Genomic DNA, 19,177 nt, shown 5'->3' with positions numbered 1-19,177 from the left:
CCTCCAAGGGCCATCAAACCAGGCGCAATGAGGTCTTCCGGGGTGTTCCGGAGACCCGGGAGGACGCCGTGCCGGACCGCCGGGAACGGGGGCGCGGCGCGGGACATCTGGGGAAGAACGTCATGGGACTGACCAGCCGGCCGCTGTTGTACGCCATGATCGCGGTCGCCGTGGTCTGTGTGGGCCTCACGCTCTGGCTCTGGCCGCGGTTCGCCGGGCGCGGGCCGCGGGCGCTGCTGGGGCGGCTCGGCTCGATCGTCGCGACCCAGCTGGCCGTCGTGGCGGCGCTCGGCCTCGTGGTGAACGCCAACTTCCAGTTCTACGGGTCCTGGCACGAACTGCTCGGCCTGTACGACGACGCCCCGGCCGCCGTCGGCAAATGGGGCGGCCAGGGGGCGGCCGGTCCCGTCGGCGACCCGTCGAAGGGGCTCGTCCAGCCCTCGGGGCCGGAGGGCCTGGACAAGGTGCACGGGCTGCCGAAGGGGGCGCCGGAGCAGCACGGCAAGGTCGAGACCGTACGGATCGTCGGGAAGCGGACCCGGGCGGTGAACCCGGCGTACGTCTATCTGCCGCCGCAGTACTTCCAGCCCCAGTTCGCCCGCCAGCGGTTCCCGGTCGTCGTCGCGCTCAGCGGCTACCCCGGCGGCACCTTCCTGCTGGGCCAGCATCTGCGGCTGCCGCAGACCGCCGGGCGGCTGATCCGGGCCGGCAGGATGCAGCCGACGGTCATCGTGATGCTGCGGCCCACCATCGCCCCGCCCCGCGACACCCAGTGCGTCGATGTGCCGGGCGGGCCGCAGGCCGAGACCTTCTTCGCCCGCGATGTGCCGGAGGCGCTCCGGTCGCACTACCGCGTCGGCCACGACCCCGGCGGCTGGGGCCTGCTGGGCTACTCCTCGGGCGGCAGCTGCGCCCTCCAGCTCGCCATGCGGCACGACCGTACGTACACCGCGGCGGCCGCCCTGTCGCCCGACTACAAGGTCAGCAACGACGCCACGACCGGCAACCTCTTCGGCGAGGGCCGCGACCGGGTGCGCCGCCGCCAGGAGTACGACCTGATGTGGCGGCTGCGGCAGCTGCCCGCGCCCCGGGTGAACGTCCTGGTGGGCACCAGCCGCACCGGCGAGAAGAACTACCCGGCGGCCCGGGACTTCCTCGCCGCCGTCAAACCGCCGATGACGGCGGACTCCGTCGTCCTCCCGCACGGCAGCCACAACTTCGCCACCTGGCGCCGCGAACTGCCCGCCGCGCTGGAGTGGATGGGCAGGTCGCTGAGCTTCCCGGAGGACGTGGTGGGGAACTCGTAGGAGACCTGGAACGACGCGAGGGGCTCCCGGCGGTCACACGCCGGGAGCCCCTCGTCCGTCGGGCGGGATGCCCTCGGGTCAGTCCTTGATCTCGCAGATCACCGCGCCGGAGGTGAGGGCCGCGCCGACCTCGGCGGTCAGGCCCTTGATGGTGCCCGAGCGGTGGGCGTTGAGCGGCTGCTCCATCTTCATCGCCTCCAGGACGACGACCAGCTCGCCCTCGGTGACCTGCTGGCCCTCCTCGACGGCGACCTTGACGATGGTGCCCTGCATCGGGGAGGCGAGCGCGTCGCCGGAGGCGGCGCCGCCGGACTTCTTGGCGGCCTTCCGCTTCGGCTTGGCACCGCCGGCGACCGCGGCCCGGGCCAGCGGCATGCCCAGCGAGGACGGCAGCGAGACCTCCAGGCGCTTGCCGCCGACCTCGACGACGACCGTCTCGCGGGTGTCGGCCTCGGCCTCGTCCGCGCCGGGGGCGGCGAACGGGGGGATCTCGTTGACGAACTCGGTCTCGATCCAGCGGGTGTGGACCGTGAACGGGTCGGCGGAGCCGGTGAGTTCGGGGGCGAACGCCGGGTCCTGGACCACCGTGCGGTGGAACGGGATGGCGGTGGCCATGCCCTCGACGGTGAACTCCGCCAGCGCCCGCGCTGCGCGCTGGAGGGCCTGCTGACGCGTGGCGCCGGTGACGACCAGCTTGGCCAGCAGGGAGTCCCAGGCCGGGCCGATGACGCTGCCGGACTCCACGCCCGCGTCCAGGCGGACACCGGGACCGGCCGGCCCGTCGAAGCGGGTGACCGTGCCGGGCGCCGGGAGGAAGTTGCGGCCCGGGTCCTCGCCGTTGATCCGGAACTCGAAGGAGTGGCCGCGGACCTCCGGGTCGTCGTAGCCGAGCTTCTCGCCGTCGGCGATCCGGAACATCTCACGGACCAGGTCGAGGCCGGTGACCTCCTCGGTGACCGGGTGCTCGACCTGGAGGCGGGTGTTGACCTCCAGGAAGGAGATCGTGCCGTCCTGCCCGACGAGGAACTCGCAGGTGCCCGCGCCCTCGTAGCCGGCCTCCTTGAGGATGGCCTTGGACGCGCGGTACAGCTCGGCGTTCTGCTCGGCCGTCAGGAACGGGGCCGGGGCCTCCTCCACCAGCTTCTGGTGGCGGCGCTGGAGCGAGCAGTCACGGGTCGAGACGACGACCACGTTGCCGTGCTTGTCGGCCAGGCACTGGGTCTCCACGTGCCGGGGGCGGTCCAGGTAGCGCTCGACGAAGCACTCGCCGCGGCCGAAGGCGGCGACCGCCTCGCGCACCGCGGAGTCGTACAGCTCCGGAACCTCTTCGAGCGTCCGGGCCACCTTCAGGCCGCGGCCGCCGCCGCCGAAAGCCGCCTTGATCGCGATGGGCAGGCCGTGCTCCTTGGCGAAGGCCACGACCTCCTCCGAGCCGGATACCGGGTCGGGCGTGCCGGCGACCAGCGGCGCACCGGCGCGCTGGGCGATGTGCCGCGCGGCGACCTTGTCGCCGAGGTCGCGGATGGCCTGCGGGGGCGGGCCGATCCAGGTCAGCCCGGCGTCCAGGACGGCCTGCGCGAACTCGGCGTTCTCCGACAGGAAGCCGTACCCGGGGTGGATGGCGTCCGCGCCCGAATCGGCGGCGGCCGCCAGGACCTTGGCGATGTCCAGGTAACTGCTGGCAGGAGTGTCACCGCCCAAGGCGTACGCCTCGTCTGCCGCGCGTACGTGCAGCGCGTCCCGGTCGGGGTCGGCGTAGACGGCTACGCTGCCGATCCCCGCGTCCCGGCATGCACGGGCAACGCGAACAGCGATTTCGCCACGGTTGGCGATGAGCACCTTGCGCACGATGGGTCCTTCCTTGGCGCTTCGCCGCATCTATTGGATGCCGCGATTTTAGGGACTGGCGACACCGCGTGCCGACCCGTTCCCTGGGGTGAGCTTGCCCACACGGAGTGTGCCCGGGACGCCAGTGAGGGAGCGAAGTCCCCTGGTGTCCCAGGGTAGGCCCGGATTTACGGGCTCCGGCTCAGGACCCGGTGTGGCCTAGGTCTCGGACTTCGGTCGTCCAGCGGATCGTCAATTCTTTGTGGAGTCCCTACGAATGGGCGAAGGAATCTTTGCGGTCGGCTCCGTCCGTCGGCGCGCCGCCGGCCCCGCCGTCCGCGGTCGGCCGCACCCACCCGCGCACCACCCCTGCCCGGCTATTGCCCTCCGCCGACCCCTTCACGGGCAGGGGGGACCCCCAGTAGCGTGCCCGATGCCTACCCGTACCCATGGGTAACAGGGGTCACGGCGGCAACAGGCGCCCGCATGGCGCACCGGGCAGGGCGAACGGCGGAAGTGGGTGGACGGGGTGAGGGTGGCACGACGGCCGGTGGCCCTGGCAGCGGCGGTGGTACTGGTCCTGGAGGCGTTCGGGATCGTGCTGCTCAACTGGATTCTGAGCATCGTCGTCGACCGGCAGCAGATGTCGCTGGCCGGCCTGCAGCCCCGCGCGATGTCCACCGGCTCCTGGATCGGCGGCATCGTCTTCGGCCTCTACCTGCTGTTCTGCGCCGGCGTCCTGCTCCGCAGCGCCCTGCGCGACCGCGCCCCCGGCGGCTTCACCCGGATCGCCCTCATCAGCTGCGCGGTGGTCCACGGGATGCTCGGCGCCTTCGCCGTCGGGCTGGTCGGCTGGGTCGCCTTCGTCGCGATGATGGCCGTGCTGGGGCTGCTGGTGCTGACACTGATGGCGTACGGCGAGGGCCTTACGGGGGATGCGCATGGAAACGCGGAAAATCCCCCGAACGGCGCACCGCCGGTGGCCCCGACGTCCGCCTGACGCACGTCCGGTCGCTCCATGTCCGCCTGAGCCGCATCCGCACGATGCACGTCCGTCCGAGCCACGTCCGGCCGATGCACGTCCACCGGCTTCATGCCCGCCCCCGCCGCCTCCGTCCGGCGGCCGTGGTCCGGACCCCTCCGAGCGGGCCCGAACTCCCCGCGCCCCGGGGCGAGTCGACGCCCCCGGGGGCTCTGCGACACGCCCGGGTAGGCTCTTCGCGCGATGTCGGAGGACGGGGGACGGGGCATGCCTGCATCGGCTGCGGGTGCGCAGGGCCGTGCGCGCGGGAGCGCGATCGGGCCCTACACGGTGTTGCGGGAGCTGGATGACGAGCCGTCCGGCATACCCGTGCCGGAGCGGCGGTTCATCGGGCGGAGCGCGGACGGCGACCGGACGGTCCTGATCGGCGTGCCGCTGCCGGGCGCGGACTCCGGCCGGTTCCTGGCCGAGGCGGCGGACTCGCGCTATCTGCTCGGCCCCTGGTCGTCACCGGCCGCCGAGGTCGCCGCCGCCGGTGACGACCCCTGGCACGCCCGCCCGTACGCGCCGGTGCTGCCGCTGCCCGCCGCGCTCACCGTGCACGGCGGCCCGCTGCCCGAGCGCACCGTACGGGCCCTGGGCGCGGCCCTCGTCGAGACCCTGGTGATCGGGCACGGGCAGGGCCTGGCCCATGCCGGGGTGTCGCCCGCCGCGGTGCTGCTGGCGGCCGACGGGCCCCGGCTGACCTGCTTCGGGTCGGTACGGGCCGCCGCCGGGGACGGCACCCCGCGCTCCGGGCTGCCGGGCCTGGAGTCCGGAAGCCTGCCGCCGGAGCAGGCCACCGGCGGCAGGCCGCATCCGGCGGGCGACGTCTACGCGCTCGGCGCGACGCTCGCCTACGCCGCGACCGGGCACACCGTGCCGGAGCGGGACGAGCTGCCGGCCGCCCTGCGGTCCGTCGTCACGGCCTGCCTGTCCCGGGAACCGGCGGCCCGCCCGCGCCCCGCCGAACTGCTCGACCTCCTCACGGCGGACGGCCCGCCCGCCCCGGCCTCCGGGCCGCCGCACTCCGCCACGCTGCCCGACGCCGACGGCGGCCCGGCCGGCCGGGCCGCCGCGCTGCTCGCCCCCGGCTGGCTGCCCGGCCGGATCATCGCGGCCCTCGCCCGCCAGTCGGCGGGGCTGCTCGCCGCCGACCTCCCGGTTCCGCCCGCCCCACAGGACTGACCGCCATGCCTTTCCCGCTCGCCCATGACGACCCGCCCGGCCTGGGCCCGTACCGCCTCATCGCCCGGCTGGGCAGCGGCGGTATGGGCACCGTCTTCCTGGCCCGCTCCCCGGGCGGCCGGACCGTGGCGCTCAAGACGATGCACGCCCGGATCGCCACCACCACCGAGTTCCGCACCCGGTTCCGGCTGGAGGCGGATGCCGCCCGGGTGATCGGCGGCCGGTACGGCGCCCAGGTCGTCGACGCCGACCCGCTCGCCGAAACCCCCTGGATGGCCACCGAGTACGTGCTCGGGCCGCCCCTCGACGAGGCGGTGGGGGCGGCCGGTCCGCTGCCCGAGGCCTCGGTGCGTGCCCTGGGGGCGGCGCTGTGCGCGGCGCTCGGCCAGCTCCACCACTCGGACGTCGTGCACCGTGACCTCAAGCCGTCGAACATCATGGTCACGGCGCACGGCCCGAAGGTCATCGACTTCGGTATCGCCCGCGCCCTCGGGGACGCCCGGCTGACCCACACGGGTGCCGCGGTCGGCACCCCGGCGTTCATGTCGCCGGAGCAGGCCACCGGGCAGGAGCACACCCCGGCCGGGGACGTCTTCGCGCTCGCCGGGGTCCTGGTCTTCGCCGCCACCGGCCACGGCCCGTTCGGCGACGGCCGGCCCGCCGACCTCCTCTACCGGGTGCGCTACAGCGAGCCCGACCTCGGCGGCGTCCCGGCCGCCCTCGTCCCGGTGCTGTCCCGCGCGCTGGCCAAGGACCCGGCCGGGCGCCCGTCCACCGCCGAGCTGGCCGCCGGACTCCACGACGGTGGCGGGGAGTTCGCCGACCATCTGCCGGACGCGGTGCTCGCCGAGATCGGACGGCGGGCCGGCGAGGTCTGGCAGGTCGTGCCGCAGCGGCTGCCCGCACCGCCCGACGAGCCGGCGACCGTGCCGTCCGCCGAGGCCCCGGCCGCCCGCGGGCTGTCCCGCCGGGGGCTGCTGCTGGCGGGCGCCGGCTCGGTGCTCGGCGTCGCGGGCGCCGGGGCGGGGGTGTGGGCCTGGCTGGGGCGGGACCGGTCGGCGCCGGGGTCCGCCACCGGGCCCGGGTACACCGAGCCGGAGCCGGGGCCGAGCGTCAGCGCGCTGAAGAAGAAAAAGCTGGACTCGGTGTGGCAGAAGCAGATCAGCGGCCCCGACGACGACCAGAACCCCGACGTGCCGATGGTGGCCGGCGACCAGGTCGTCATGGTGTCCGGTGCCGAGGCGCGCGGGGTGGACGCGCGGACCGGGGAGACCCGGTGGACATTCAAACTGTCCTGGGACGCCAGCTGGCAGGCCGCCTCGGACGGCACCCACGTCTACCGGATCGTGAGGGCCGGAGCAGGGGAGCCCGGCTCGTGGTACCTCGCCCGTGTCGACCTGACGACGGGCAAGGAGGGCCGCCGTCTCGCCCCGGTGTCGGACGATCACGACTACGGCCTCACCAGCCGATTGCTGGCCGTCGCCGGCGACACGGCCTGTCTGGCGGTCTCCCAGGGCATGCCCAAGAAGTACGAACGCCAGGTCCGTTGGTCCGTGGTGGCGCTCGACCTCACCAACGGGAGCCGGAAGTGGAGCGACCCCCTTCCGTTCCACGCCGCCGAGAGCAACGAGAACCACGTCCTGACCGCCAAGGTCACCGGCCGCCTCCTGGTGACCCTCCAGCAGATGAACGACGCCTCGGTCCGGATCGTCGCCCGCGACCTCCGCACCGGGAAGGTCACCTGGGACAAGCCGTGGAAGGGCGCCGACCGGCGGCTCGTACGGGACCCGCTCACGACCGATGACAAGCATCTCTACCTGGGCTACGGCCCGTTGCGGGCGCTGCGGCTGAGCGACGGCGGCCAGGTGTGGGACACCTCCGGCACCCGCCCCGGGAAGACGTACGGACCGCCGGCCCTCAAGGACGGTGTGCTGTACGCGGTGGAGGAGGACCTCGGCGTGGTCGCGTTCGACCCCGGCGGCGGGAAGCCGCGGTGGACGGAGAAGAGCGAGGAGGGCAGGTCGGCGGACCACCTCGTCCGCCCCGTGATCGGCTCCGCGTACGCCTACTCGTACAGCTTCACCGGCGAGTACCTCCGGGCCGTCGGTCTCGCCTCGCACACCACCGAGCAGCTGTACAAGACCACCGGAACGAAGTTCCTCGCCCATGAGAAGAGCCGGATGGTCATCGCCTCCGGGCGCGACTTCCTCGCGGGCTTCCCGCTCCACTGAACCCGCCGCCCCTGCCCCCAAGCCCGCACCGGCCACGCACTCGTGTGAAGGACACCGTCATGAAACCGCTCGGCACCGGCGACCCGATCCGCCTCGGTCCGTACCGCCTGCTCGGCGTGCTCGGTGAGGGCGGCATGGGCAAGGTCTATGTCGGCCAGGACGCCGGAGGTACCGTCGCCGCGGTCAAGGTCCTGCGGCCCGAACTCACCGGCGAGGAGAACCTCGCCCGCCGCTTCGTCCGGGAGGCGCAGGCGGCGACCGCCGTGACCAGCAAGGGCGTGGCCCGGGTGCTGGGCACGGACACCGAGGCCGGACGCCCGTGGATCGCCACCGAGTTCCTGGCCGGTCCGCCCCTCGACGAGGCCGTGGAGACGTACGGCCCCTTCGACGAGCCCGCCGTACGCGCCCTCGCCGCGTCGCTCGCGCACACTCTCGCCGACATCCATGCCACCGGCCTGATCCACCGCGACCTCAAACCGCCGAACATCGTCCTGACCTCGGACGGCCCGCGCGTCATCGACTTCGGCATCGCCCGTCCCGAGCACGGCCTGACCCTGACCACCACCGGACAGGTCCCGGTCACCCCCGGCTACGGCGCCCCCGAACAGGTCCTGGGCCGCCGGGTCGCGGCCCCCGCCGACGTCTTCTCCCTGGGCGCCGTCCTGGTCCACGCGGCCAGTGGGCGGCGGGCCTTCGACGGCAGCCACATCGCCGCCCTCCAGTACAAGGTGGTGCACGAAGAGCCCGACCTGACCGGCGTCCCGGAGGAGCTGCGCCCGCTCGTCCTCCCCCTCCTGGCCAAGGACCCGGCCGTGCGCCCCACGCCCGCGCAGATCGCCGCGGCCTTCGCGCCACCGCGCGGCGCCGAACGGGCCTGGCGGCGCGGCCCGGTGAGCCAGGCGATCAAGGAGCGGGAGAGCGGCCTCCACGCGCTGACCACCGCGGTCGACGGAGCGACGCCCTCCGGGCAGGTCTCCCGCCGCCGGCTGCTCACCGGCCTCGCCGCGGGCGGAGTGGTGCTCACCGCGGGCGGCGGGGCGGCCGCCGCCTGGTGGCCGCGGCCCCCGAAGCCGCCCAAGAAGAAGGTCGACCTCTTCGCCTACCCGCCCGCCGCCAGGACGCCCACCGCGCACCTGCTCAACGCGGACGACGGGGACTTCGTCGTCGGCGAGTCCCTGAAGGAGCTGTGGGCGGTGCACGACCTCGCCCACAACACCCCGGCCCCCCTGCCCGTCCGGGACGTTGTCGTCTTCGGTGTCCGTGGCGGCGGGATCGCCGCCCACAACGTCGTGGACGGCGAACGGCGTTGGGCCGCCCCTGACATCAAGGCCAACGGCCGCTACGTGTCCCTCTCGGACCGTTTGCTCGTGGCTGTTGACGCCAAGGGGACGCTGCGCACCTTCGTCCCCACCACGGGGGAGCCGCGGTGGACCGCCGCGGTCGGCGCCGAGGCGGTGCTGGCTGCCGACGACACGGCCGTCTACGTGCTGACGAAGGACGACCGGCTGCGCGCCGTCGGCCGTTCCGACGCGAAGGTCCGCTGGACCGTGCCCCTCGACAAGCCCTTCCGCAAGGCGAATCTGCCGGGGGTCATCGCCCATGGCCGGCTCGTTCTGGGCACCTACGACGGCAATGTCCTCGTCGTGTACACCGCGGACGGCCGCCGGGCCTGGGAGCTGCGCGGCCAGTCCGACACCATCATCCGCCCGTCCTGTCACGGCAGTACCGTCTACCTCCACGGCAAGTCGATGACGGCCCGGCGGATCATCGACGGCAAGGAGGTGTGGACGGTCCGCAGGCGCACCCTGCCGATCCACCTGAAGGGCAAACCGCCCTACGCGGAGTGGGGCCCGGTGACCGCCACGGCGGACGCCCTGTATACCGTGCACGAGGGCTATCCCGGCGAGCCCGCATACGCTGCCAAGTGGCGTCCCAGCGACGGCCATTATGCGTCCGGGCTCAGTGGCAGGACCAACATCTACACCCCAATGATCCTCCACGGGCACGGCCTGTGGATGATCGCGGGTGACGAAGCGGACGGCGGGGTCAGCGCGGTGAACCCGGAGAGCGGCCGGCAGGTCGCGACGTACACCGTGGGGGAGGGCGGCCGCCAGGCCCTGGCGGCCGACGGCAACCGCGTGTTCGCCATGAACGACGACTCGCTCTACGCCCTCCCGGTGTTCTGACGCCCCGCCCGCCGCCGTCCGTCCCCTACTTCACCGGCGCGTGCTCGCGCAGCACCTCCAGGAAGGCGCGCATCCAGTCGGGGTGGTCGGGCCAGGCGCGGGCCGAGACGAGCTTGCCGTCGACCACCGCGGCGCCGTCGACGAAGGTGCCGCCGGCCAGTTCGACGTCCGGTGCGCAGGCGGGGTAGGCGGCGGTGCGGCGGCCCTTGAGGACGCCCAGGGGGGCCAGCGAGAGGGCCGCGTGGCAGATGTGGGCGACGGGCTTGTCGGCGTCGAAGAAGTGGGTGACGACGCGGCGGAAGCCGGCGTCGTTGCGGAGGTACTCGGGAGCCCGGCCGCCGGGGAGCACCAGTGCCGCGTACTCGGCCGGATCGACCTCGGACAGGGCGAGGTCGGCGGGCCAGGAGTGGCCCTCGCGCTCCACGTAGGTGTCGAAGTCGTCGACGAAGTCATGGACGACGAACCGCAGCTTCTTGCGGGAGAGGGCCGCGACGCGGGGTTCGTACCCCTCCTCCAGGAGCCGCTGGTAGGGGTAGAAGAACTCCAGGTCCTCGGTGGCGTCACCGGCGATGATCAGGATCTTCGGCATGGCGCGGGCTCCTCATGACGGTGCCGATCGGGGCGATCGACGCGTTCCGGATCAATCGGTTCCCCACTCGGTGACTTCGAATGCGTCGCCCACCGACACCTTTCCGGTGGCCAGCACCGAGAACTTCGAGCCGAACGCCACCCCGCCCTCGGGCACCCGGCGGTAGGCGGCGAGCGTGCGCAGCGGCTCGGGCCCGGCCTTGCCGCCGGTCCGCTGGTCGACGAGGGTGACCGCGCAGCGGACGGCGAGTTTGGTGAACCCCAGCGCGCCGCCGCCGACCGTGACCCGCCGGGCCCGGTCCTCGGTCTGCGGGGTGTCCCAGCCGTCCACCACGAAGTTGGGCCGGAACCGCGCCATCGGGACCGGTGCGCGGCCGGCCGCGGCGATCCGGTGGTTGAGGTCGTCGAAGGAGGCCAGCGAGAGGACGTGCACGGCGCTGCTGTCGGCGAAGCCGGAGGTGCCGGGGGTGAGGCCGTCGGTGACCCGGTCGTGCTCCGGCGGTACCCGCACCAGCCGGCTCTCCGCGCCCAGCGCCCCGGACAGCCACCCGGCCACCCCGTCCCCCTGGTCCACGGCGCGGTACGGCGTGCCGAACATCTCGACCTCGGACCGGGCCGGCGAGCCGGTGCCGAGGTCGACGTCCAGGCGGAACGGGTCCCGGTCCGGCGCGTGCAGGGTGAGGTGGGTGCCGTCGGCGCCGACCTCCGGGCGGATCACCGCCAGCCGGGGGTCCGTGCGCTGGCTGCGGAAGACGCCGCCGGGGCCGACGACCAGGAAGGTGCGGTCGTGGGCGAGGCCGGCCGGGGTGAGTTCCGCCTCGGCCGCCGGGACACCGGCGCAGCCCTTGACGGGGTAGCTGATCAGCTCGACGACTGTTGCCATACGGGCAGCGTAGGCGGCGGACGTCCGCGCGTTCCGGCCTTTTACCGCCGGTGGCCGCTTTCCGCCGTGTGCCGTACGGCGCCGCCGCTCAGGTCCACAGCTCGGTGATCGCGACGTCCAGATCGGCGAGCAGCCGGCGCAGCAGCGGCAGGGAGAGCCCGATGACGTTGCCGGGGTCGCCGTCGATGCCGTCGATGAAGGGGGCGGAGCGGCCGTCGAGGGTGAAGGCGCCCGCGACGAACAGCGGTTCGCCGCTGGCGACGTAGGCGGCGATCTCCTCGTCGGCCGGCTCGCCGAAGCGGACCGTGGTCGAGGCGGTGGCGGACACCCGGCGGCCGGTCGCGGTGTCGATGACGCAGTGGCCGGTCTGCAGGACGCCGGAGCGGCCGCGCATGGACTTCCAGCGGGCGGTGGCGTCCTCGGCGTCGGCGGGCTTGCCGAGCGCCCGCCCGTCCAGCTCCAGCACCGAGTCGCAGCCGACGACCAGGGCACCGGCGGCCTCCGGGCGGGCGGCGACCACCTCGGCCTTCGCCTCGGCCAGCACCCGGGCCAGCTCACCGGGGGTGTCCGCGGTGAGCGCCTCCTCGTCGACGCCGCTGACGATGACCTCGGGGGCCAGTCCGGCCTGCCGGAGCAGGCCCAGCCGGGCGGGGGACTGGGAGGCGAGGACGAGACGGCGGGGGCGGGGCTCTTCGGTCATGCCCGCCATCGTACGGAGCCCCGGGCGCCGGGGCGCCGCCCGGACTACTTCTTGAGCACCGCCTCCATGACCGACTTCGCGATCGGCCCGCCCAGCTTGCCGCCGGCGATCTCCTCGCGGGGAATGTTCATGTCCTTGGGGTCGACGAAGACGGCGACCGCCACCGGGGAGCTGCCGTCGCTCTGCTTGGCGTAGGAGACGAACCAGGCGTAGGGGCGCTCGTCGTGGACGTTCGCGCCGTGCTGGGCGGTGCCGGTCTTGCCGCCGACGGTCACCCCGTCGATCGCGGCCTTGTCGGCGGTGCCCTCGTCGACGGTGTACTCCATCATCTCCTGCACCTTCTTCGCGGTGCCGGCGGAGACGGCCTGGGACATCATCTTGGGCTTGGTCTTCTCGATCGTCGACAGGTCGGAGCCGCGCACCTCGTCGACCAGGTGCGGCATCATCACCTTGCCGTCGTTGGCGAGGCCGGCGGCCACCATCGCCATCTGCATCGGCGTGCTGGTCAGGCTGCCCTGGCCCATACCGGTCAGCGCGGTCTGCGGCTTGTCGAGCTTGTCCGGGTAGAGGCTCTTGGTGGCCAGCAGGTCGCCGAGGTCCTCGTCGTAGACGTTCTCGTTGAAGCCGAACTTCTCGGCGGTCTCGCGCATCTTGTCCTTGCCGACCTTCAGCGCGGCGTCGAGGAAGACGTTGTTGCACGACCACTGCATGCCGGTCTTCAGCGAGGCCTTGTCGCAGGGCGCGCCCGCGACGTCGTTCCCGACCTTCGTGGTGCTCTGCGGCAGCTGGTAGGGGGCGGGCGCCCCCGACGAGGCGTTGATGTCGCTGACCACGCCGTGCTCCAGGGCCGCCGCCGCGGTGAGGATCTTGAAGGTGGAGCCGGGGGCGTAGGTCTCGCGCAGCGCCCGGTTGCTCAGCGGCTTGGACTTGTCGTCGTCCAGCGCCTTGAACTTCTTGCCCTCGGCGTTGGAGATGCCGGTGAAGAGCGAGGGGTCGTAGGAGGGGGTGGAGGCGAGCGCGAGCACCCGGCCGTCGCGCGGGTCGAGCGCGACCACCGCGCCCTTGGCGTCGAGGTCGGTCAGGCCCTTGTAAGCGGCCTTCTGCGCCGCGGGGTCGATGGTGGTGATCACGTCGCCGCCGCGCGGCTTCTCGCCGGTGAGGATGTCCTTGGCGTTCTTGAGGGCGAGCCGGTCGTCCTTGCCGCTGAGCACCTTGTTGTAGATGCCCTCCAGGAACGTCGTCCCCTGCGCCTGGGAGGCGAAGCCGGTGACCGGCGCGTACATCGGGCCGTTCTTGTACGTCCGCTTGTACTTGAAGTCACCGGGTGTCGCCGCCGAGCCGGTGACCGGCTTGCCGCCGACGATGATGTTGCCGCGCGGGTAGGAGAACGCCTCGATCTTGACGCGCCGGTTGTTCGGGTCGTTGGCGAGCTTCTCGCCCTGGACGAACTGGACCCATGTCACGCGGGCCAGCAGGGCCAGCACCAGCACCCCGCAGAACACGGCTATATGCCTCAGCGGCCTGTTCATCGCTCTCCCACTCCCGTCCGGCTTCCGCCCGGGCGGCCGGACGCCCGAATTGCGCTCTCAAAAGAGGAAGAAGCGATTTCGGGGGACACGGTTGCGGGCGGGGACTGTGAGCGTCGCCTCTCCGCGTACGGGAACGATGATCTTCCGGTGTGCGGGAGCGGCTATCGCCCCGAGAGCAGGACCATCAGCACCACCGCGGCCACGGCCAGTACCACGCCCATCCGGCGGAGCTTCGCCTGCACGTCGCGCAGCTCCTCAGGAGGTTCATCGGGCGGATCTGACCACAGCATGTACCGATCCTGGGCCCGGGAACGGCCGTGGCGCCTGAGTACGCGTACTCAGGCGCCACGGTGCAAAGGACTAGTCAGTGCATCATGCACCGACCTGGCGGCCCCGGCGGCCACCCGGTGTCAGCCGGTCAGTGCGGCCAGTAACTCGTCCGCCAGGCCCGCGGCCCCGGATGCGGCATCCGCGACCGCGCCGGAACGGTGGACGCGGGGTCCGACCACTCGGTGCCGCGGTCCGCCTCGCCGGGCGGGACCGCGGCGGCGGCCGCCGCGCGGGCCTGTACCACCGCCACGGCGGCGGCCAGCTCCTCAGGGGTGGGATTGCCCCGTACGACCTTGATCATGGAGATCGGCTCCCTTCGCCGGTTCCGCTCGTTGCTGCTGGTTGCCGGTCAGAGCGGGATGTTGCCGTGCTTCTTCGGCGGCAGCGACTCGCGCTTGTTGCGCAGCGTGCGCAGCCCGCGGACGATGTGCCGGCGCGTCTCGGACGGCGTGATCACCGCGTCGACATAGCCGCGCTCGGCCGCGACGTACGGGTTGAGCAGGGTGTCCTCGTACTCCTGGATCAGCTCTTGGCGCCGCGCGTCCTGCGCCGCCGGGTCCTCGATCGCGGCCAGCGTGCGGCGGTGCAGGATGTTGACCGCGCCCTGCGCGCCCATCACGGCGATCTGCGCGGTCGGCCAGGCCAGGTTGAGGTCCGCGCCCAGGTGCTTGGAGCCCATGACGTCGTACGCGCCGCCGAACGCCTTGCGCGTGATGACCGTGATCAGCGGGACCGTGGCCTCCGCGTACGCGTAGATCAGCTTGGCGCCGCGCCGGATGATGCCGTCCCACTCCTGGTCGGTGCCGGGCAGGAAGCCGGGCACGTCCACGAAGGTGAGCACCGGGACGTTGAACGCGTCGCAGGTCCGCACGAACCGGGCGGCCTTCTCCGAGGCCTTGATGTCCAGGATGCCCGCGAACTGCATCGGCTGGTTGGCGACCACACCGACCGCATGGCCCTCGACCCGCCCGAAGCCGGTCAGGATGTTCGGCGCGAACAGCGGCTGGGTCTCCAGGAATTCGTGGTCGTCCAGGACATGCTCGATCGCGGTGCGCATGTCGTACGGCTGATTGGCCGAATCCGGGATCAGGACGTCCAGCTCACGGTCGACGTCCGAGGTCTCCAGGTCCGCCTCCTCGGGGAAGGCGGGCGGCTCCGAGAGGTTGTTGGACGGCAGGTAGGACAGCAGCCCCTTGACGTACTCGATGGCGTCCTTCTCGTCACCCGCCATGTGGTGCGCCACGCCCGAGGTGGTGTTGTGCGTCCGGGCGCCGCCCAGCTCCTCGAAGCCGACGTCCTCACCGGTGACGGTCTTGATGACGTCGGGCCCGGTGATGAACATGTGCGAGGTCTGGTCGACCATGACCGTGAAGTCGGTGATGGCGGGGGAGTAGACCGCGCCGCCCGCACACGGGCCGACGACCAGGCTGATCTGCGGGATCACGCCGGAGGCGTGGGTGTTGCGGCGGAAGATCTCGCCGTACATGCCCAGCGAGACCACGCCCTCCTGGATGCGCGCGCCGCCGGAGTCGTTGATGCCGATGACCGGGCAGCCGGTCTTGAGGGCGAAGTCCATCACCTTGACGATCTTCTCGCCGAAGACCTCGCCCAGCGCCCCGCCGAAGACCGTGAAGTCCTGGGAGAAGACGGCCACCGGACGGCCGTCGACCGTGCCGTAGCCGGACACCACGCCGTCGCCGTAGGGGCGGTTCTGCTCCAGCCCGAAATTCGTCGACCGGTGCCGCGCGAACTCGTCCAGCTCGACGAACGAGCCCTCGTCCAGCAGCAGGTCGATGCGCTCACGCGCCGTCAACTTGCCTTTCGCGTGCTGCTTTTCCACGGCACGGGCGGAACCGGCGTGCGTGGCCTCTTCGACCCGCCGCTGCAGATCCGCCAGTTTGCCCGCGGTGGTGTGGATGTTTGCTTCCGGCTCGGACATCGGGATGCGGCTCCTGCTCGTCCTGGACTGGTGCTCGTACTGAGGGTGGTACGGGTTTGGCTACCGATTCGTAGCGTATCCGCGGGACTGCTCAGCGGCACTGCGTCGTTGACCACACCTAGGCTGGTCCCATGACGCCTCAACCACCGGAAAACCGGGACAAAGACGCCGGCCGCTGGAGCGATCTGGGCCGCCCCCCGCTGAACGCCACGGCGCTGCGGCGCGCCCTGGTGCGCCCCGGCGCGCTCTGGACCTCCCTGGACGTCGTCCCGGCCACCGGCTCCACCAACACCGACCTGGCGGCCCGCGCGGCCGAGGGCGCGGCCGAGGGCGCCGTCCTGGTGGCCGAGGAACAGTCCGCCGGCCGCGGCCGCCTGGACCGGGCCTGGTCGGCGCCCCCGCGCTCCGGCCTCTTCTTCTCCGTCTACCTCACGCCCCACGTCCCCGTGGAGCGCTGGGGCTGGCTGCCGCTGCTCACCGGAGTCGCCACCGCCACCGCGCTCTCCCGGACCGCCGGCGTCGACACGGCCCTCAAGTGGCCCAACGACATCCTGGTCACCCTCCCCGAGGACGCCGCGGGGCCGGAAGGCACCACGGCCGAACGCAAGGTGGGCGGCATCCTCGCCGAACGGGCCGGCCCCGGCGTCGTCGTCGGCATCGGCCTGAACGTCTCCCTCACCGCCGGCGAACTCCCCGTGCCCACCGCCGGCTCCCTGGCCCTGGCGGGCGCCCGCAGCACCGACCGCGACCCGCTGCTGCGCGCCGTCCTCCGCTCGCTGGAGGAGTGGTACGCCGCCTGGCAGTCCGCCGACGGCGACCCCGGCGCCAGCCGCCTCCAGGAGGCCTACGCCGCCGGCTGCGCCACCCTGGGCCGCTCGGTACGGGCCGAACTCCCCGGCGACACCGCGCTCACCGGCGAGGCGGTGGCCATCGACGCCGACGGCCGCCTGGTCCTGGCCACCGCGGACGGCGTGCAGCAGCCGGTGGGCGCGGGCGACATCGTCCATCTGCGCCCCGCGGCGCCCCGGCGGCCCGAGGGCGATGACTCCCCGGAACCGTGAGGCCGGACGGGGGGCGCGCACCCGGTGCCGGCGCCCGGACCAGCCCCTCTACCACGGCGCCCGCCGCGCCGACGCCTCCCCGCCTCTTCCTTGGTCAGAGCCGACATGTGAGAGTGAGCCAGAGCACACCTGCCGTATCGTTGAGGCGGTCCGCCAGGGAGCGGGCCACCGGCGAGCAGTGATCGGAAGGGCAGTGCGCAGGGATCGGACAGGGAGCGGCCGGTGACCGCCGACGACTCGGGCGCCGCCTCGCGCGAGAGGGACACCGAGGGCGGCGCGGTGGACGACGTCCCCGTCGGCGACCCCCCGGGGGCCGGCGACGAGAACGACGAGAACAACATCGCCGTCCGCCTCGAACAGCTCATCCTGGGCGCCGACCGCCGCTACACGCCGTTCCAGGCGGCCCGCGGCGCCGGTGTCTCCATGGACCTCGCGGCCCGTTTCTGGCGCGCCATGGGCTTCGCCGACATCGGCCAGGTCAAGGCGCTGACCGAGGCCGATGTGCTGGCCCTGCGCCGCCTCGCCGGCCTGGTCGAGGCCGGGCTGCTCAGCGAGGCCATGGCCATCCAGGTCGCCCGGTCCACCGGCCAGACCACCGCCCGACTGGCCGACTGGCAGATCGACTCCTTCCTGGAGGGCCTCACCGAGCCCCAGGACTCCGGCCTGACCCGGACCGAGATCACCTATCCGCTGGTCGAGCTGCTGCTCCCCGAACTGGAGGAGTTCCTCGTCTACGTCTGGCGGCGCCAGCTGGCCGCCGCCACCGGCCGCGTCGTGCGGGCCCAGGACGACGCCGAGATGGTCGACCGCCGCCTCGCCGTCGGCTTCGCCGACCTGGTGGGCTTCACCCGGCTGACCCGCCGTCTGGAGGACGAGGAACTGGGCGAGCTGGTGGAGGCGTTCGAGACCACCTGCTCCGACCTGGTGGCCGCGCACGGCGGGCGGCTCATCAAGACCCTCGGCGACGAGGTCCTCTTCGCCGCCGACGACGCCGGTATCGCCGCCGAGATCGGGCTGCGGCTGATCGAGACGATGGCCCACGACGAGACGATGCCGGAGCTGCGGGTCGGCATCGCGTTCGGCACGGTCACGACCCGGATGGGCGATGTGTTCGGCACGACCGTCAACCTCGCCAGCCGTCTCACGTCGATAGCGCCGAAGGACACCGTGCTGGTGGACCAGGCGTTCGCCGAGGAGCTGGGCCGGATCGGGGACGCCCCGGTCTCCGAGGCCGACGCCGCGGCGGCCGAGAAGGCGGCCGAGGAGGGCACCGGCGCCCCGCCCCCCACCTACCGTTTCGGGCTCCAGCCGATGTGGCAGCGCCCGGTGCGCGGCCTGGGCGTCGTCGAGCCCTGGCTGCTGAACCGCCGCGACTGACCCGGGCGCCGTCGCGTCCCGCCCGGTTGTCCACAGGCGGAAAGCCCGTCCTGTTCCTCCGGGCCGCCAGCTGACATGATCCCCCCGTCAGGTCAACGACCGTTAACAGGGAGGGCTGTATGCAACGGCAACGGCAACGGTTCGGTGCGGACGGCTGGGTCGCCGTCGAGCGGCACGGCTTCGTGGCGGAGCTGGTCATGGACCGCCCCAAGGCCATGAACGCCGTCTCCACGGCCATGGCCGACAGCCTGGCGCAGGCCTGTGCCGAGCTGGCCGCGGACCGCTCCGTCCGGGCGGTGGTCCTCAGCTCCACCCACGAGCGGGCGTTCTGTGTGGGCGCCGACCTCAAGGAGCGCAACTCCTTCACGGACGCCGACCTGATGCGCCAGCGCCCGCACACCCGCGCCGCCTACACGGGTGTACTGGAGCTGCCGGTGCCGACGATCGCCGCCGTGCACGGCTTCGCGCTCGGCGGCGGCTTCGAGCTGGCGCTGGCCTGCGATCTGATCGTCGCGGACGGGACGGCCGTGGTCGGCCTGCCGGAGGTGTCCGTGGGCGTCATTCCGGGCGGCGGGGGCACGCAGCTGCTGCCGCGCCGGGTGGGTGCGGCGCGGGCGGCCGAGCTGGTGTTCACCGCGCGGCGGGTGCCGGCGCCGGAGGCCGTGGAGCTGGGCCTGGTCGACCAGCTGGCGGCGGACGGGCAGGACCGGGCCGAGGCGCTGGAGCTGGCGGCCCGGATCGCCCGCAACTCGCCGGTCGGCCTGCGGGCCGCCAAGCGCGCCCTGCGGCTGGGGCACGGGCTGGACCTGCGGGCGGGCCTGGAGGTGGAGGACGGTGCCTGGCGCAGCGTGGCCTTCTCCGGGGACCGGGCGGAGGGCGTGGCGGCCTTCAACGAGAAGCGGGACCCGGAGTGGCCCGGCGAGTGAAAAGCGATCACTCTCCGTAAGGCCCCCGCTCGGGCCTCCTCCCTTCCGGTCCGACCAGGAGCGACGCGCATAACGCCCGGGTGT

16 protein-coding genes are annotated in these 19,177 nt (G+C 73.0%); 8 read left to right on the top strand and 8 right to left on the bottom strand.

Going from position 1 to position 19,177, the window contains the following annotated elements; all coding sequences use genetic code 11:
- Window positions 1–122 precede the first annotated feature (122 nt).
- Window positions 123–1,307, top strand: a complete 1,185-nt coding sequence (locus ACGFN2_RS09255; RefSeq protein ID WP_393358765.1) for an alpha/beta hydrolase — start codon at window positions 123–125, stop codon at window positions 1,305–1,307.
- Window positions 1,308–1,385: 78 nt separating this feature from the next.
- On the opposite strand, the gene ACGFN2_RS09250 is transcribed toward ACGFN2_RS09255, so the two are convergent.
- Complete coding sequence (locus tag ACGFN2_RS09250) at window positions 1,386–3,155, bottom strand: biotin carboxylase N-terminal domain-containing protein (protein ID WP_362604345.1); 1,770 nt, start codon at window positions 3,153–3,155, stop codon at window positions 1,386–1,388.
- 514 nt (window positions 3,156–3,669) lie between these two features.
- Between ACGFN2_RS09250 and ACGFN2_RS09245 the strand changes: the two genes are divergently transcribed.
- From ACGFN2_RS09245 to ACGFN2_RS09230, 4 genes are all read left to right on the top strand, one after another.
- The gene (locus ACGFN2_RS09245) at window positions 3,670–4,134 is read left to right on the top strand and encodes a hypothetical protein (protein ID WP_393358763.1); all 465 of its coding nucleotides are present in this window, start codon (window positions 3,670–3,672) and stop codon (window positions 4,132–4,134) included.
- 249 nt (window positions 4,135–4,383) lie between these two features.
- Complete coding sequence (locus tag ACGFN2_RS09240) at window positions 4,384–5,343, top strand: serine/threonine protein kinase (protein ID WP_393358761.1); 960 nt, start codon at window positions 4,384–4,386, stop codon at window positions 5,341–5,343.
- 5 nt (window positions 5,344–5,348) lie between these two features.
- The gene (locus ACGFN2_RS09235; protein ID WP_393358759.1) at window positions 5,349–7,574 is read left to right on the top strand and encodes a protein kinase; all 2,226 of its coding nucleotides are present in this window, start codon (window positions 5,349–5,351) and stop codon (window positions 7,572–7,574) included.
- A 59-nt stretch (window positions 7,575–7,633) separates the two neighbouring features.
- Complete coding sequence (locus ACGFN2_RS09230; protein ID WP_393358757.1) at window positions 7,634–9,760, top strand: PQQ-binding-like beta-propeller repeat protein; 2,127 nt, start codon at window positions 7,634–7,636, stop codon at window positions 9,758–9,760.
- 25 nt (window positions 9,761–9,785) lie between these two features.
- Here the strand turns inward: ACGFN2_RS09230 and ACGFN2_RS09225 are convergent, their stop codons facing one another.
- The 7 genes from ACGFN2_RS09225 to ACGFN2_RS09195 form a co-directional block, all read right to left on the bottom strand.
- Window positions 9,786–10,349 carry a DJ-1/PfpI family protein gene (locus ACGFN2_RS09225; RefSeq protein ID WP_393358755.1) on the bottom strand — a complete coding sequence of 188 codons (564 nt, stop codon included), beginning with the start codon at window positions 10,347–10,349 and terminating at the stop codon, window positions 9,786–9,788.
- Between the two features lie 51 nt (window positions 10,350–10,400).
- Window positions 10,401–11,231 (bottom strand): MOSC domain-containing protein, encoded by an 831-nt coding sequence (locus tag ACGFN2_RS09220; protein WP_393358753.1) that lies wholly within the window; start codon window positions 11,229–11,231, stop codon window positions 10,401–10,403.
- 88 nt (window positions 11,232–11,319) lie between these two features.
- Window positions 11,320–11,931 carry a nucleoside triphosphate pyrophosphatase gene (locus ACGFN2_RS09215; protein ID WP_362604331.1) on the bottom strand — a complete coding sequence of 204 codons (612 nt, stop codon included), beginning with the start codon at window positions 11,929–11,931 and terminating at the stop codon, window positions 11,320–11,322.
- 44 nt (window positions 11,932–11,975) lie between these two features.
- Entirely contained in the window at window positions 11,976–13,460 is a 1,485-nt protein-coding gene (locus ACGFN2_RS09210; RefSeq protein ID WP_362604329.1) for a penicillin-binding protein 2, read from the bottom strand.
- Between the two features lie 161 nt (window positions 13,461–13,621).
- Window positions 13,622–13,750, bottom strand: a complete 129-nt coding sequence (gene mmpB, locus ACGFN2_RS09205; protein WP_362604327.1) for a morphogenic membrane protein MmpB — start codon at window positions 13,748–13,750, stop codon at window positions 13,622–13,624.
- Between the two features lie 128 nt (window positions 13,751–13,878).
- Entirely contained in the window at window positions 13,879–14,091 is a 213-nt protein-coding gene (locus tag ACGFN2_RS09200) for an acyl-CoA carboxylase epsilon subunit (protein ID WP_362612628.1), read from the bottom strand.
- A 48-nt stretch (window positions 14,092–14,139) separates the two neighbouring features.
- The gene (locus tag ACGFN2_RS09195; RefSeq protein ID WP_362612626.1) at window positions 14,140–15,729 is read right to left on the bottom strand and encodes an acyl-CoA carboxylase subunit beta; all 1,590 of its coding nucleotides are present in this window, start codon (window positions 15,727–15,729) and stop codon (window positions 14,140–14,142) included.
- A gap of 131 nt (window positions 15,730–15,860) precedes the next feature.
- Between ACGFN2_RS09195 and ACGFN2_RS09190 the strand changes: the two genes are divergently transcribed.
- The 3 genes from ACGFN2_RS09190 to ACGFN2_RS09180 all read left to right on the top strand — a co-directional run bounded on the left by ACGFN2_RS09190 (window position 15,861) and on the right by ACGFN2_RS09180 (window position 19,093).
- The gene (locus ACGFN2_RS09190) at window positions 15,861–16,790 is read left to right on the top strand and encodes a biotin--[acetyl-CoA-carboxylase] ligase (protein ID WP_393358749.1); all 930 of its coding nucleotides are present in this window, start codon (window positions 15,861–15,863) and stop codon (window positions 16,788–16,790) included.
- A 222-nt stretch (window positions 16,791–17,012) separates the two neighbouring features.
- Window positions 17,013–18,167 (top strand): adenylate/guanylate cyclase domain-containing protein, encoded by a 1,155-nt coding sequence (locus ACGFN2_RS09185; RefSeq protein ID WP_393358747.1) that lies wholly within the window; start codon window positions 17,013–17,015, stop codon window positions 18,165–18,167.
- A gap of 119 nt (window positions 18,168–18,286) precedes the next feature.
- On the top strand, window positions 18,287–19,093 hold the full coding sequence (locus ACGFN2_RS09180) for an enoyl-CoA hydratase-related protein (RefSeq protein WP_362612621.1): 807 nt from the start codon (window positions 18,287–18,289) through the stop codon (window positions 19,091–19,093).
- Window positions 19,094–19,177: the final 84 nt, after the last annotated feature.

This window comes from Streptomyces sp. NPDC048612, from assembly GCF_043199295.1.
In the GTDB taxonomy this organism is placed as follows: domain Bacteria; phylum Actinomycetota; class Actinomycetes; order Streptomycetales; family Streptomycetaceae; genus Streptomyces.
This window is presented reverse-complemented; position numbering and strand designations above follow the sequence as displayed.

Excerpts from the sequence above, each read along its gene's own strand:
- ACGFN2_RS09215 (WP_362604331.1), bottom strand. The coding sequence starts at position 11,931 with ATGACCGAAGAGCCCCGCCCCCGCCGTCTCGTCCTCGCCTCCCAGTCC.
- ACGFN2_RS09195 (WP_362612626.1), bottom strand. The coding sequence starts at position 15,729 with ATGTCCGAGCCGGAAGCAAACATCCACACCACCGCGGGCAAACTGGCG.
- ACGFN2_RS09240 (WP_393358761.1), top strand. The coding sequence starts at position 4,384 with ATGCCTGCATCGGCTGCGGGTGCGCAGGGCCGTGCGCGCGGGAGCGCG.
- ACGFN2_RS09225 (WP_393358755.1), bottom strand. The coding sequence starts at position 10,349 with ATGCCGAAGATCCTGATCATCGCCGGTGACGCCACCGAGGACCTGGAG.
- ACGFN2_RS09255 (WP_393358765.1), top strand. The coding sequence starts at position 123 with ATGGGACTGACCAGCCGGCCGCTGTTGTACGCCATGATCGCGGTCGCC.
- ACGFN2_RS09190 (WP_393358749.1), top strand. The coding sequence starts at position 15,861 with ATGACGCCTCAACCACCGGAAAACCGGGACAAAGACGCCGGCCGCTGG.
- ACGFN2_RS09230 (WP_393358757.1), top strand. The coding sequence starts at position 7,634 with ATGAAACCGCTCGGCACCGGCGACCCGATCCGCCTCGGTCCGTACCGC.
- ACGFN2_RS09220 (WP_393358753.1), bottom strand. The coding sequence starts at position 11,231 with ATGGCAACAGTCGTCGAGCTGATCAGCTACCCCGTCAAGGGCTGCGCC.
- ACGFN2_RS09235 (WP_393358759.1), top strand. The coding sequence starts at position 5,349 with ATGCCTTTCCCGCTCGCCCATGACGACCCGCCCGGCCTGGGCCCGTAC.
- ACGFN2_RS09180 (WP_362612621.1), top strand. The coding sequence starts at position 18,287 with ATGCAACGGCAACGGCAACGGTTCGGTGCGGACGGCTGGGTCGCCGTC.
- ACGFN2_RS09200 (WP_362612628.1), bottom strand. The coding sequence starts at position 14,091 with ATGATCAAGGTCGTACGGGGCAATCCCACCCCTGAGGAGCTGGCCGCC.
- mmpB (WP_362604327.1), bottom strand. The coding sequence starts at position 13,750 with ATGCTGTGGTCAGATCCGCCCGATGAACCTCCTGAGGAGCTGCGCGAC.
- ACGFN2_RS09210 (WP_362604329.1), bottom strand. The coding sequence starts at position 13,460 with ATGAACAGGCCGCTGAGGCATATAGCCGTGTTCTGCGGGGTGCTGGTG.